General features: G+C 72.1%; 12 protein-coding genes. 2 read left to right on the forward strand and 10 right to left on the reverse strand.

Features of this window, described 5'->3' with window-relative positions:
• Positions 1–10: 10 nt before the first annotated feature.
• The 8 genes from ACIA5A_RS23335 to ACIA5A_RS23370 all read right to left on the reverse strand — a co-directional run bounded on the left by ACIA5A_RS23335 (position 11) and on the right by ACIA5A_RS23370 (position 9,995).
• A complete protein-coding gene (locus ACIA5A_RS23335; protein ID WP_396766019.1) occupies positions 11–1,723 on the reverse strand; it encodes an amylo-alpha-1,6-glucosidase in 1,713 nt (570 codons plus the stop codon).
• 30 nt (positions 1,724–1,753) lie between these two features.
• Positions 1,754–2,515 (reverse strand): carbohydrate ABC transporter permease, encoded by a 762-nt coding sequence (locus ACIA5A_RS23340; protein ID WP_396766057.1) that lies wholly within the window; start codon positions 2,513–2,515, stop codon positions 1,754–1,756.
• 62 nt (positions 2,516–2,577) lie between these two features.
• A complete protein-coding gene (locus ACIA5A_RS23345; RefSeq protein ID WP_396766022.1) occupies positions 2,578–3,456 on the reverse strand; it encodes a carbohydrate ABC transporter permease in 879 nt (292 codons plus the stop codon).
• A gap of 4 nt (positions 3,457–3,460) precedes the next feature.
• Positions 3,461–4,705 (reverse strand): extracellular solute-binding protein, encoded by a 1,245-nt coding sequence (locus ACIA5A_RS23350; RefSeq protein ID WP_396766025.1) that lies wholly within the window; start codon positions 4,703–4,705, stop codon positions 3,461–3,463.
• An 80-nt stretch (positions 4,706–4,785) separates the two neighbouring features.
• Positions 4,786–5,904, reverse strand: coding sequence for an RICIN domain-containing protein (locus ACIA5A_RS23355; protein WP_396766028.1), 1,119 nt, complete (start codon positions 5,902–5,904; stop codon positions 4,786–4,788).
• A 12-nt stretch (positions 5,905–5,916) separates the two neighbouring features.
• Positions 5,917–7,683: a family 43 glycosylhydrolase gene (locus ACIA5A_RS23360; protein WP_396766031.1), complete on the reverse strand. Its 1,767-nt coding sequence runs from the start codon at positions 7,681–7,683 to the stop codon at positions 5,917–5,919.
• Between the two features lie 30 nt (positions 7,684–7,713).
• On the reverse strand, positions 7,714–9,234 hold the full coding sequence (locus ACIA5A_RS23365) for an arabinofuranosidase catalytic domain-containing protein (RefSeq protein ID WP_396766034.1): 1,521 nt from the start codon (positions 9,232–9,234) through the stop codon (positions 7,714–7,716).
• A 386-nt stretch (positions 9,235–9,620) separates the two neighbouring features.
• Positions 9,621–9,995, reverse strand: coding sequence for an ArsR/SmtB family transcription factor (locus tag ACIA5A_RS23370; protein ID WP_396766036.1), 375 nt, complete (start codon positions 9,993–9,995; stop codon positions 9,621–9,623).
• Between the two features lie 76 nt (positions 9,996–10,071).
• On the opposite strand from ACIA5A_RS23370, the gene ACIA5A_RS23375 reads away from it, so the two are divergent.
• On the forward strand, positions 10,072–10,752 hold the full coding sequence (locus ACIA5A_RS23375; RefSeq protein ID WP_396766039.1) for an HAD family hydrolase: 681 nt from the start codon (positions 10,072–10,074) through the stop codon (positions 10,750–10,752).
• Positions 10,753–10,851: 99 nt separating this feature from the next.
• On the opposite strand, the gene ACIA5A_RS23380 is transcribed toward ACIA5A_RS23375, so the two are convergent.
• Entirely contained in the window at positions 10,852–11,595 is a 744-nt protein-coding gene (locus ACIA5A_RS23380) for an SAM-dependent methyltransferase (protein WP_396766042.1), read from the reverse strand.
• 55 nt (positions 11,596–11,650) lie between these two features.
• Complete coding sequence (locus ACIA5A_RS23385) at positions 11,651–12,181, reverse strand: phosphatase PAP2 family protein (protein ID WP_396766045.1); 531 nt, start codon at positions 12,179–12,181, stop codon at positions 11,651–11,653.
• Between the two features lie 173 nt (positions 12,182–12,354).
• Between ACIA5A_RS23385 and ACIA5A_RS23390 the strand changes: the two genes are divergently transcribed.
• Positions 12,355–12,645: a hypothetical protein gene (locus tag ACIA5A_RS23390; RefSeq protein WP_396766048.1), complete on the forward strand. Its 291-nt coding sequence runs from the start codon at positions 12,355–12,357 to the stop codon at positions 12,643–12,645.
• Positions 12,646–12,717: the final 72 nt, after the last annotated feature.

Here is a 12,717-nt window from a genome sequence, read left to right on the forward strand (position 1 = left end):
CCGGGTCCGGTCATTCCCGCGCGGCCCGCCGCCGGCGGTCGTCGCCGGCGAGCAGGAGATAGCCGCTCGCGGTCCAGGTGTACGCGCGGTCCCGCAGGCCCGCGCCGGTCTTGGCGTCGAAGTTCTCGGCGAACCCCGACCGCTCGCACAGGAGCCGGAACCGCCGGCTGATCTCGTCGGCCGGCCCGGTGTGCGCGGCCCGGCGCAGCCCGTCCTCGACCAGAACGGTGGCCGGGGCCCAGATCGGGCCGCGCCAGTAGCCGTCGGCCTGGTGGTGCGGTGAGTCCAGCGGCTCGGTGGCCAGGCCGTGCTCGGTCAGGTGGGCCTCGGCGCGTCGGGCGAGGGTGGCCGCGACGTCCGGCGGAAGCTCCGCGCCGAGCACGACGGGCAGGAGGTCCAGCAGGCTGGTGCCGGACCGGGTCCGCCCGGTCACCGGGTCGCGGGCGGTGAACAGCTCGCCGGTCCACAGCTCGGACAGCAGGGCGTCGCGCACCTCCCCGGCGACGCCGGCCCACCGGGTGGCCTCCTCCGGGCGGTCCAGCTCGGTGGCCAGCTCCGCGAGGTGACCCAGTTGCAGCACCAGGAACGCGGCCAGGTCGGGCGCCTCCACCACCCGGCCGTCGTCGAAGGTGGTGGCGTTGTCCCAGCCGCTGTCGTTGCCGTGCTGGTAGTGCGGCAGCGGCCGGCCGGGCGCCCGCCGGTGCGCCAGCCAGAACGTGCTCCAGCGGGCCAGCCGCCGGTAGATCTCGGCCAGCTCGTCGCGCGGCACCGGCCGGCCCGACCGCCGCCGCAACTGTCGCACCGCCCAGCCGTGGATCGGTGGCTTGACGAAGTTGTGCAGGACCTCCGAGTGCGTCACCGAGTCCGGCAGCGCGCCGGCCGGGTCCTGGTGGTCGAAGGGCAGGTGGAACTGGTCCCAGGCGAGGTCGGGGAGCCCGTCGGCGAGCGCGAGCGCGTTGAAGCAGTGGTCCCAGCTCCACACCTTGTTCATCCAGTGCTTCGACATCAGGACGGCGGGCCGGGTGACGAAGCCGTCCGGCGCCACCGTCGCCGACCACAGCACGTACGCGGCCAGTTCGGCGGCCGGCGTCTCCGCGTCCCGCCAGGGCGCGACCGCCTCGACGAACGCGGCGAACTCGGCCCGGCCGGCGTCCACCAGGTCCTCGAAGCCCAGGCTCGACAGGTACGGCGCGCGGGCCGTCGCGTACTCCTCGATCGCGATCTCCCACGGCTGGTCCGCGGGCAGGACCAGGCCCCGTTCGGCGGTGCCGAGGGCCTGCGCGCCGACGGTCTCGGCGGCGCCGTCGAGCACGGTCACCCGGTAGCGGCGACCGGTCTCGTAGGAGGTGAACACGGACCCGCGGGAGACCGGGTCGTCGTAGAGATAGGTCCCGCTGAACGGGGTGAGCGTGGCGGCGGCGGCGGTGATCCGCAGCCCGGCGCCGCGCCCGCGCAGCCGCAGCGTGTCCGGGCCGGCGCCGGTCAGCTCCACCCGGCCGGTTCGGCCCTGCCAGCTCAGCAGCGCCGGCCGGGTGGTCACCGTGGCGTCGCCCGACGGGGTGAACCGGAGCACCGGGTGCATGCCGTTGCGGTGCGAGACCAGGTGCAGGTCGTCGGCGTAGCGGTGCTCGGCGAGCACGGGGGAGACGCTGAGCCAGGAACCGTGGTGGCTGAACGGGATCTCCCGGACGGAAAACTCCGGACCGGTGGGGGCGACGGTCATCGGGGGGCTGCCTTTCTGGGTGCGGATGGCTCAGTCCTTGACCGCGCCGGCCGTCACGCCCGCGGCGACGTACCGCTGGGCGACGATCAGCAGAACGGTGGCGGGGACGGAGGCGACCACGGCGGTCGCCATGATCGCGTTCCATTCCTGGTTGTTGTTGCCGATGTAGCGGTAGATGCCGAGGGTGATCGGGCGGCTGGCGCCGCCGGCGTCCAGGGTGGACGCGAAGAGGAAGTCCGACCAGGCCCAGAGGAACGCGAACAGGGACACCGTGATGATCGCGCCCCGGCTCAGCGGCAGCACCACCGACCGGAATGTCCGCCACCGGCCGGCGCCGTCCACCAGCGCGGCCTGCACCACCTCGTCGGGGATGCCGGACATGAACGCCGTGAAGATCAACACCCCGAAGGGTACGGCGATGGTGGAGTCGGCCAGCACCAACCCGGCCGCCGAGTTCAGCACCCCGAGGCGCAGATAGATGGCGTAGAACCCCATCGCCATGATGATCCCCGGGATCATCTGCGCGATCAGCAGCACGAAGGTCAGCACGCCGCCGCCGGGCGGACGCAGCTTCGCCAGCGCGTACCCGGCGGGCGCGGCGAGCGCCACGGTCAGCGCCACGGTGCCGAGCCCGACAAGCAGGCTGGTGCCGAGGTAGGGCAGTTGCTCGCGCAGCACCACCCGGTAGCCCTCCACGGTGCCGTGCACGGGGAACAGGTGCGGCGGGTCGGCCCGCAGGTCGCCGTCGCGGGTGAACGAGACGTTGACCATCCAGTAGACCGGGAACAGCATCAGCGCGGTGAACACCACCCCCAGGGCGGTACGCCACCAGGCGGTGCGGGCCGGCGCCCGGGTCACCACCGCGGTCTCCGCTGCGCCCGGGCGTAGGCCAACCCGCCGATCAGGGCGACCGCGATCAGCAGGTTGCCGACCGCCGCGCCCGGCCCGAACTCGGGCAGCAGGCTGCCGAACCCGAGCCGGTAGGACCAGGTGGCGAACGTGGTCGACGAGTCCGCCGGCCCACCCCGGGTCATCACCCAGATGAGGTCGAAGACCTTCAGCGTGTAGATCAGCCCGAGCAGCAGCGTGATCGCCGAGACCGGACGCAGCAGCGGGAACGTGATCCGCCAGAACCGCTGCGCCCCGCCCGCGCCGTCCAGCGCCGCCGCCTCGTACACGTCGGGTGGGATCGCCTGGAGGCCGCTGTGCAGCACGACCAGGTTGAACGGGACGCCGATCCAGATGTTCGCGATGATCACCGAGACCAGCGACAAGCGCGGCGAGGTCAGCCAGTTGACCGGGTCGACGCCCACCGCGCCGAGCGCCGCGTCGACCACGCCGGCCTCGCTGTTGAGCAGCCACGACCAGGTGGAGGCCGAGACGATCAACGGCAGCAGCCACGGTACGAGGAACAGCGCCCGCAGGGTCCGCGACAGCGGGAAGTGCCTGTGGAAGAAGACCGCGAGCGCCAGCCCGAGGGTGAACTGGCACAGCAGCGACACCGCCGTGAAGACCGCCGTGTGCCACAGCGCCGGCCCGAAGGTCGGATGGGTCACCACCTCCCGGTAGTTGTCCAGCCCGGCGAACGGCGCGCCGCCGGAGACGAACGACCGGACGGTGTAGCGCCGCAGGCTCAGCTCGACGTTGCGGTAGAGCGGGTAGGCGTAGCAGGCCAGCAGGTAGAGGGTCACCGGGGCGAGGAACGCCCACGCCGTCCACCGGTTGCCGCGCACGGCGCTACCTGGCGGCGGCAGCCGCGCCCTGGGCGGCGGTCAACGCCGCCTGCGGCGACTTCGCACCGCTCAGCGCGCCCTGCACGGCCGTCCAGAGCTGCTCGGAGATCCTCGGGTACCTCGTGCCGAGGTTGTCGCCGGTGCGGCCCTTGGCGGCGTTCACCGCGTCGACCCACACCTTCAACCCCGGATCGGCCGCGACCTGCTTCTGCTGCACCGCCGCCACCGGGGCGACGTAGGACAGCGTGGTGTCGGTGGTCAGCAGGTTGTCCGGATTGGTCAGGCAGGCCACCAGCTTGCGCGAGACGTCGTACCGGCCGGTGTCGCGCTGCACCGGGACGGAGACGAACTCGCCGCCGGTGGGCGCCGGCGCGGTGCCGCCCGCGCTGCCCGGGACCGGGATGATGCCGTACGCGAAGTCGAGCTTCTCCGCGTTGGCCTGCTGCCAGGTGCCGTTCTCGGCGAACGCGTAGTCGCCCGCGGCGAACTCCTGCCAGCTCGTCGTCTGGGTGTTGGTGATGACCGAGTTCGGCGCGTACCCCCGGGTCAGCCAGTCCTTCCACAGCGTCAACGCGGACACCGCCCGCGGCGAGTCCAGCGCGGTCAGTTGGGCGCCGGAGCCCCAGAACCAGGGCAGGAACTGGAAGCTGCCCTCCTCGGTGCCGATCGCCGAGAACGTGATGCCCTTCTTGCCGGCGCCCTTGACCTTCGCCAGCGCGGCGGTGAGCGACGGCCAGTCCCGGATCGACGCGACGTCCACCCCGGCCCTGCCCAGCAGGTCCTTGTTGTACCAGAGCGCGAGCGTGTTCGCCCCGATTGGGACGCCGTACGCCTTGCCGTCGAGCCGGCCGGCGCCGAGCAGGTTGGGCGCGGAGGCCGAGGTGTCCAGCCCGGTCTCGTCGGCGGCTGTCAGCGCGCCGGCCTGGGCGAGTGTCGAGATCACCGGGTTGTCGACGATGAGCACGTCGGGGGAGTTGCCACCGTTCCAGTGGAACCCGAAGATCAGCCGGTACGGATGGTTGTTGTCGTAGTTGTCGGGGATCCGCAGGATGTACGAGCGGTTCTGGCCCCCGCTGGAGATGGTGTGCGAGCCGCTGGTCAGCGTCGGCGCTCTGCCGCAGCCGGCGGTCGCCGCCAGCGTGCCGGCGCCGGCGCTGCCCGGCCCGGCGGCGAGCGCGACGCCGCCCATGGCGAGGACCAGCCCCGCCACCCCGGCGACGACACCGACGACGAGTGGACGTCTCGGCATGGCGTACTCCTTTCGTGGCGAGTGTTAAGCGGGGCCCCTTCCTCTACCTGAGGCGTTAAGAAGGGGCCCCGCCTTGCACCTCAGGCGCGGGTGCTCCAGAGCTGGTTGGAGCCGCCGTGGCAGTCCCAGAGGTTGATCTTCGTGCCGTTCGCGGTGCCGTAGCCGGCCGCGTCCAGGCAGCGCCCGGACTGCACGCCGCTGATCGTGCCGTTCGTGTTCAGGTTCCACTGCTGGTTGGGCTGGCCGTTGCAGTCCCAGACGATCACCGCGGTGCCGTTCGCGGTCCCCCGGCCGCTCGCGTCGAGGCACTTGTTGCCCAGCACCTGCAACTGCTTCGTGGAGGTGTAGGTCCAGCGCTGCATGGTGCCGCCCCAGCAGTCGTAGAGCTGCACCTGGGTGCCGTTTGTGGTGCTGCCGTTCGGGACGTCCAGGCACCGGCCCGAGCCACCGCCCACCAGCTGCACGTTCTGGTAGGTGCCGCCGCCGGTGCCCGGGGCGCCGATGCTGCCGTCGACCGACTGGAGCGCCCGGTACCAGACCGCCGCCATCTTGTCGTAGCCGGTGGCGGTGGGGTGGATGCCGTCGATCAGGTCGCCGGTGGTCAGCGCCGAGTGCTGGTCGACCAGGTGGACCCGCTTGCCGGCGTTCACCTTGGCCTGCACGATGCCCGGGAGCGCGGCGTTGAACGTGCGTACCGCCGACTCCTGGCCGGCGTTGGCCAGCGGGATGATCTGGGCCACGAACACGTCGGCGTTGGGCGCCGTCGCGGTGATTCGGTCGATCAGCGTGGAGAGCCGGTTCGGCGCGGTGGAGACGTTGTAGTTCTGCAGGATGTCGTTGGTGCCGATGTGCAGCAGCACGGTGCGCGGCTGGTAGGTGTTCAGCCAGCCGGTGATGGTGGCGTCGATCTGGTCGATCCGCCAGCCGGGGTGGCCCTCGTGGTCGTGGTCACCGAGGTTGCCGGGCCCGTTGAACTGGGAGCCGACCAGGTCGATCCGGTAGCCGCCGGCGGCGAGCCGCTGCCACAGCCCGATCCGGTAGCCGCCCGGGACCTGGGTGCCCTCGGTGATCGAGTCGCCGAGCGGCATCACCCGCACCCCGCCGTTGGACTCGGCCGCCGCCGGGCCGGCCGGGGCCAGCACGCCGGTGGCCGACAGGGCCAGCGCCGCGACCGCGGCGAGCCATTTCCTGGTACGCATGGTCTGCTCCTCTCAGGGGCTGGTGCAGGTGAGGGACGGGGTCGACGGCGAGCCGTTGGCGAGGAAGCCGAACGTGGTCGAGCCGGCGGCGGGCACCGAGCCGTTGTAGGACACGTTGCGCACGGTCGCGGCGGAGCCGCTGGTGCTCAGCGTGCCGCCCCAGATCTGGCTGATGCTCTGGCCGCCGGCCAGGTTCCAACCCACCGTCCAGCCGCTGATCGCCGACGCGCCTGCCGTGACCGTCACCTCGGCCTGGAAGCCGCCGGACCAGGTGCTGGTGGTGCGGTAGGTCGCGGCGCAGGCGCCGCCGGTCGGGGGCGGGGTGGTCGGCGGGGGAGTGGTGGGCGGCGGGGTGGTCGGGGGCGCGGTGGTGGGCGGCGGGTCGGTCGGCGGGGTGCTGGTCCCGGAGCTGAACCGCCAGTGGTCGATGTTGAACAGCGAGCCGCTGCCGCCGGTGAAGCGCAGGTAGAGGTCGTGGGTGCCGGTGGCGCCGCTGACCCCGCAGGTGGTGTCGGCCCAGGTCTGCCAGCCGCCGGTGCCGGACACCCGGCAGGTGCCGACAAGCGGACCGCTGGCGCCGTCGAGGCGCAGCTCGATGGTGCCCCCGCTGCCGGCGGAGGCGACCCGGGCGGTGTACGAGGTCGCGCCGGTCCCGAACGCCACGCCCTTGACCTTGATGTAGTCCCCGTTGTCGATGTAGCCGACGTTCATCCCGCCGCCGCTGGCCGGCTCGGTCTCCACGCCCTGCCCCCAGGCGATCGTCTCGGCCTCCTGCCGGACGTGCGGGTTCAACGTGCCGACCTGTGGGGGCCCGGTGGTGGTCATCGACATGGTCGGGATCGAGCCGTCCGCGCCGTAGGTGAACTTCTCCACCGCCACCGACCTGGTGAAGCCGCCGCCGCCCGGCAACGCGCCGTTGTGGTAGAAGAGGTAGGAGTTGCCCTTGAAGTCGACGATCCCGGGGTGGTTGGTGAAGCTGCTGCCCTGGGTGGGCATCACCGTCCCGCGGTAGGTCCACGGTCCGAGCGGGCCGGGCGCGGTCGAGTAGGCGAGGAACTCCGAGCAGCACTTGGCGGCGAACACGTTGTAGTAGAGGTTGTTGCGCTTGTAGACCCAGGGCCCCTCCTCGTAGAGGGTGGGCCGGTTCGCGTCCCCGGTCCGGGTCCCGAAGCCCGCGGTGGTCAGCGGGATCTGCGTCGGGCTGCCCGAGTACGAGATCATGTCCGCGTTCAGCTTCACGTACCACAGCTTCGGGTTGCCCCAGTAGAGGTACGCCTGCCCGTCGTCGTCGATGAACACGGTGGGGTCGATCTCGCCGTTGCTCACCAGGGGACGGCCGATGGCGTCCCGGAACGGTCCGGTGGGGCTGTCGGCCACCGCCACGCCGATGCCCATCTGACCGGTCGCCCGCACGACCATGGGTACGTACCAGTAGAACTTGCCGTTGCGGTAGATCGCCTGCCCGGCCCACGCGTCCTGCTTGGCCCAGCTGAACGTGGCCAGGCTGAGCGGCGAGCCGTGGTCGGTCCAGTTGACCATGTCGTCGGACGAGTAGACCCGCCACTCCTTCATGGTGAACCAGGTCGAGTTGTCCTCGTCGTGGCCGGTGTAGAGGTAGACGCGGCCGTTGTAGACCAGCGGCGCCGGGTCGGCCGTGTAGATCGTCTGCACGATCGGGTTGTCGGCCCGGGCGACGGCCGGGAACAGCCCGATCAGGGCGAGCAGCGTGGCGACCAGGGCGAGCCTGCGCCGCGCCGGCCTTCTTGATAGCGCTAACATCACTGTCCCTTCGAGTCTGGTACGGGGGTCTCAGCGGTATCCGGCGGCCACGACGTCGGCCTGCACGGCGTTCTCGGTGGCGTCCGAGGGATAGCCGGCCACCATGGCGCCCTCGTAGAAGGTGCCGGCGCTCAGGTTGGCGCCGCCGACGGGCTTGCAGCAGTCGCCGCCGCTGCCGATGATGATCGCGCCCTGCTTCCGCATCGGGCTGTAACCGGGCGGCAGTGACCCGTCGTAGAGCGTGTAGAGGGCGCCGGACTGGGCGTTGCTGCCCTTGATGGCGAAGCGTGAGGTGCCGTTGTTCTTCAGCGTGGCGGTGACGAATTTGCTGGTGAAGGCGCGTTGGTTGGGGTTCCAGGTCTGGCTGCCGCCGGGGTAGAGGCCCCACTCCAGGTCGGCCTGCACCCAGGGGCCGCTGCCGGAGCAGCCGCCGAACCAGCAACTGGTGCTGAAGTTGATCGCGTCCATCGCGCCGGCGGCGTCGGCGCTGCGGGTGGTCTCGCTGTTGCCGTAGTCGAAGCAGCAGCCGCTGTTGACGTGCGTGCCGCTGGTCACCATGTACATGCCCTCGGGCGCGCTGCCGGTGGGGACGCCGGTCAGGTGACCGTCACGCCAGTAGCTGTTTCCGGGGTTGATGTAGAGCGAGTAGGCCCGGGCGCCGCCGACGGTCAACGACTCGCTTGTCGCGGTCGCCGGCCGGCTGGAGGTGGAACCGGGTACCTGCGTCGATCCCTGGTACCACAGGTCGTTGCCGCGGCCCGACTGGTCGTAGACCACGGTGATCACGCACGTCGTGCCGGCGCAGAACGCGTCCTGGACGGCGGCGTCGGCGGAGCCGCCGGCGCTGCGCACGCCGATGGCGCGGGTGGCGTTGTCCGAGGAGCGGCGGACCTGGTAGAGGTTGCCGCCGTACGCCGAGAACAGCGCCCGGGTGGTGCTGTGCGCGGCCACGCACGGCGTGCCGCCGGCGGCGTAGAGGTCGCACGGCCGGCCGCCGCCGGGCGGCGGTGAGGTGGGCGGCGGGGACGTCGGCGTGGTCGGGGTGGTCCACCGCTGGTTGGCCTGACCGTTGCAGGTCCAGAGGATGAGTTTGGTGCCGTTGGCGGTGCCGGCGGCGTTGGCGTCGAGGCAGAGGCCGGATTGCTGGCCGGTGATGGTGCCGTTGGCGTTGACGTTCCACTGCTGGTTGGTCTGGCCGTTGCAGTCCCAGATGATCACGGCGGTGCCGTTGGTGGTGCCCTGGCCGTTGGCGTCCAGGCACTTGGTCCCGTACACCGTGAACTGCCTCGCCGACGTGTAGGTCCAGTTCTGCGCGGCGGCGCCGGTGCAGTCGTAGAGCTGGACCTGGGTGCCGTTGGTGGTGCTGCCGTTCGGCACGTCGACGCAGCGGCCGGACTGCGCGCCGACGACGGAGCCCGGCCCGGGTGCGGCGACCGCCGACCGGGCCTGCGTGACCAGGGTGGCGCCGCCGACGGTCAGGACGAGGGCCAGGGCCGCGAACGCCAGGCGCGCGGGTCCGGAACGGACGGATGGGGGACGGGGAAGGGGCATGACGGCTCCTCGGATGCGCAGGGCTCCGAGACGTTCCGTACCGGCGCGGAGCCTCACGAGTGGTGATGGCCGTCGATGGAACGCTGGCGCGCGCAGGGGGGAACCCACCGCCGGCGCCCGATTCCGGCGCGAGGCCCGCACGCGTCTCGATGCCGGAGGTGCCGGTGGTGGTGGCGACCGGTCATCGATGTTAGCGCGAACATCGACGCGAATAATTAGAACACATCGGCGGCACTGCGCGCCGGTGGAGGATCGGGCAGACTTCGCCGGGGATCCGGCCCGGGTCGGTCCGGGCGGCCCTCAGAAGGTGCGGTGCCGGACGCCGTGAACGTGTTCGGCGCGCTGTTCGCGCTGCGCCTGCCGCGCCCGGGGCGGGGTGGGCGCGCTCAGCGGGCGCGCTTCGTCGCCCGCTTGCGGGGCGGGGTCAGCAGGTCGGCGATCGCGGCGATCGCGGACGGCACCACCCGGTAGTAGGCCCAGACGCCGCGCTTCTCCCGCTCCAGCAGCCCGGCCTCGGTGAGGATGCGCAGGTGGTGGCTCACCGTCGGCTGGGACAGCCCGAGCGGCGCGGTCAGGTCGCTCACCGACGCCTCACCCTCCGGGGCGGACTGGATCAGGCTGAGCAGCCGCAGCCGCGCCGGATCGGCGAACGCCTTCAGCACCCCGGCGAGGCGTTCGGCGTCGGCCCGCTTGATCGGCTCGCCGGTCAGCGGCGAGATGGACGGCATGGCGGCAGTCTTCGCAGTTCCCACGCCCTCCATAGTCGCACCGACGCCATCGATGGGACGGCAAAACCGCCAACCATCACCGGCGGTGAATCTCGATATGATGCGCCGCGTGCCCCAGCCGGTGATCTTCGACCTCTTCCACACGCTGCTGCACGGCGCCGACGACGAGCGGGACCGGGTGGTCGGCGAGATGGCGCTCGTGGTCGGGGTGGAGCCGGCCGCGCTTGTTGCCGCCTACCACGCCTCCTGGCGGGACCGGCTGGTCCGGTGGGACGTCGAGGAGACCGTCCGCGTGCTCGCCGGCCGCCTCGGCGGCGCGCCGACGGACGAGCAGGTGGCCCGGGCCGCAGGTCACCGTCGCGCCCTGGCCCGTCGGGTGCTGGCCCGGCCTCCGGCCACCACCCTCGACGTCCTCGACGCGCTGCGCGCGGCCGGGCATCCGCTGGCCCTGATCAGCAACGCCACCTCGGAGACCGCCGAGGCGTGGCCGGACGGCCCGCTCGCCCGTCGCTTCGACGTCGCGGTCTTCTCCTCCGACGTCGGGGTGGCCAAGCCGGACCCGGCGATCTACCACATCGCCGCCGAGCGGTTGGGCGTCGCCCCGGCCGGGTGTGTCTACGTGGGAGACGGCGCGGACGGCGAACTGGCCGGCGCGGAAGCGGTCGGGATGACCGTGCTCCGGACCACCGAACTGAACGACACCGACCCGAGCTGGACCGGACAGGTGATCACCGGCCTCGCCGAGCTGCCCGCCCTGCTGGGCCGGCCGCTGTCACGACCGGGTCCCTGACACCTGCTGCCGGCGGCGGGCTCGGTGGGGCTGCTGGGCGGTTTCGTCGTGCCGTGGGTCGGCGCGCTCGCCGCCACCGACCTGGGCTACCACTGACGGTCAGGAGCGACGCAGCACCAGCGTCGCGAAGCCCAGCACGTCGCGGTAGCCGCGCAGCCACCCGCTCCGGTGCTCCCGCGCGGCGGTGAGCGCGTCTGCGGCGTCCGGGTGGCCGGGGTTGTCCAGCGCCCACTCGGTGAGCGAGCCGACCCACGACCACTCGTAGTTGTCCCACTCGGCGGCGTCGCTGACGTGCGCGTACACCGGGGTCCAGCCGGCCTGCTCGACGACGTCCACCAGGCCGGCGAGGTCGGTGTGGTCCGTCGCCTCGACGTCGAGCGCGGTCAGCGCCGCCGGTGTCGGCGGGGCCTGCCAGAAGCACTCGCCGAGCAGCAGGATGCCGTCCGGGTGCAGGTGCCGGCCGGCTGCCCCGAGCGTGCCGGGGACGCCGTCGAAGATGTGGGTCGACCCGACGCAGAGCACCAGGTCGTACTCGCCGTCCGGCACGTACCCCCGGGCGTCGCGCTCGTGCAGGGTGAGCCGGTCGGCGAGGCCGCGCGCCTCGGCCGCGGCGGCCGCGTGGTCGAGCGCGTGGCGGCTGGTGTCGACGGCGTCCGCGTGTCCGTCGGGGTAGTGGGCGAGGGCCTGCATCGCCCAGGCCGCCTGCCCACAGCCGAGGTCGAGGATGCGTGCCGCCGGTCGCCGGTCCGCCCGGCGCAGGAGCCGGTTGACGTTGACGCCGGAGACCGGGGCCGCGATCGGGTGGTGCGAGTGCGCGATGCTGCTGAGCCGTTGGCGATCCACGGCTGACAGTGAACACCAGGGCTTCGGCGGGCTCCGGCTCCACCCCGGACGGAGGTCAGACCTGGTCGGGTCGCGACCGGTGCCCGAGGAGGCGGCCGGCGACCGCGACCGCGGCGACGGCCACGGCGGCGACGAGCGCGCCGGCCACGATGTCGCCGGGGTAGTGCACGCCGGTCCAGACCCGCGCGAACCCGATGACCGCCGCCAGCGCGGTGAGCGCCACCCCCCAGCGTCGGGACAGGAAGGCGCCGACCGCGAAGGCCAGGGCGAACGCCGCGGTGGCGTGGTCGCTGGGCAGTGACGGTCCGGCCGCGTGCGGGATCAACTGGTGCACGTGGTGGGTCTGGAACGGGCGGACCTCGGTGCTGAGCGCGGCGGCGGTCCGCCCCAGCAGGAACGCGACCCCCGACGCGGCGAGCACCCGCAGGACGGGTCGGGCGGCGGACCGGCCACGGCGCAGCACCGGCACCACCGCCAGCGCCCCCAGCACGTAGATCAGATAGATCGCCGACCACTCGAAGACGTCGTCGACGGAGTCGACCCGCCCCGCGCCGGCATTGATCATCTGGAACAGGTGGTAGTTCACACGTCCTCCTCGGTCTCGCCGCTTCCACGCTTGCACGCGCGCGCGTCGTGGATCCGGAGAATCGCGAAGTCGCGGCGTCGCCAGGCGGCCCCCCCACGCGGTCGGTCGCGGTGAGTGGTTGCGCGATCGTCTTAGCGTGATGGTGGATGGCGGTCCCGGGAAGGTGGGCAGGCATGCAGGAGACGGTTCTGGGCGTCGCCGGTCTGGTGCTGGTCGCGGTGTCGTTGTGCTTCTCCGCCCTCCAGACGCGAGAGGTGGCGAAGCAGAGCCGCATCAACAACGGCATTGGCTCGGCCGCCGCGCTCATGGAGATGAACAACCTGTCTCGCGCCTGGCACGACCGTCTGTTGGAGCATCCGTCGCTTCGTGCCTACTTCTTCCAGGGCAAGACTTGTGCGCCGGACGACAGCGACCGATCTGCCGTGGTGACCCTCGCGGAACGGGTCTGCTGCACCGGCAGGTGACAGGTGTAGTCACGCGGCCTGACTGGCCGGTGGGTGCATGATGGTCTCGAATTCCACGGGGGTCAACCGGGA

The organism is Micromonospora sp. NPDC051300 (assembly GCF_044455315.1).
GTDB lineage: Bacteria > Actinomycetota > Actinomycetes > Mycobacteriales > Micromonosporaceae > Micromonospora > Micromonospora robiginosa.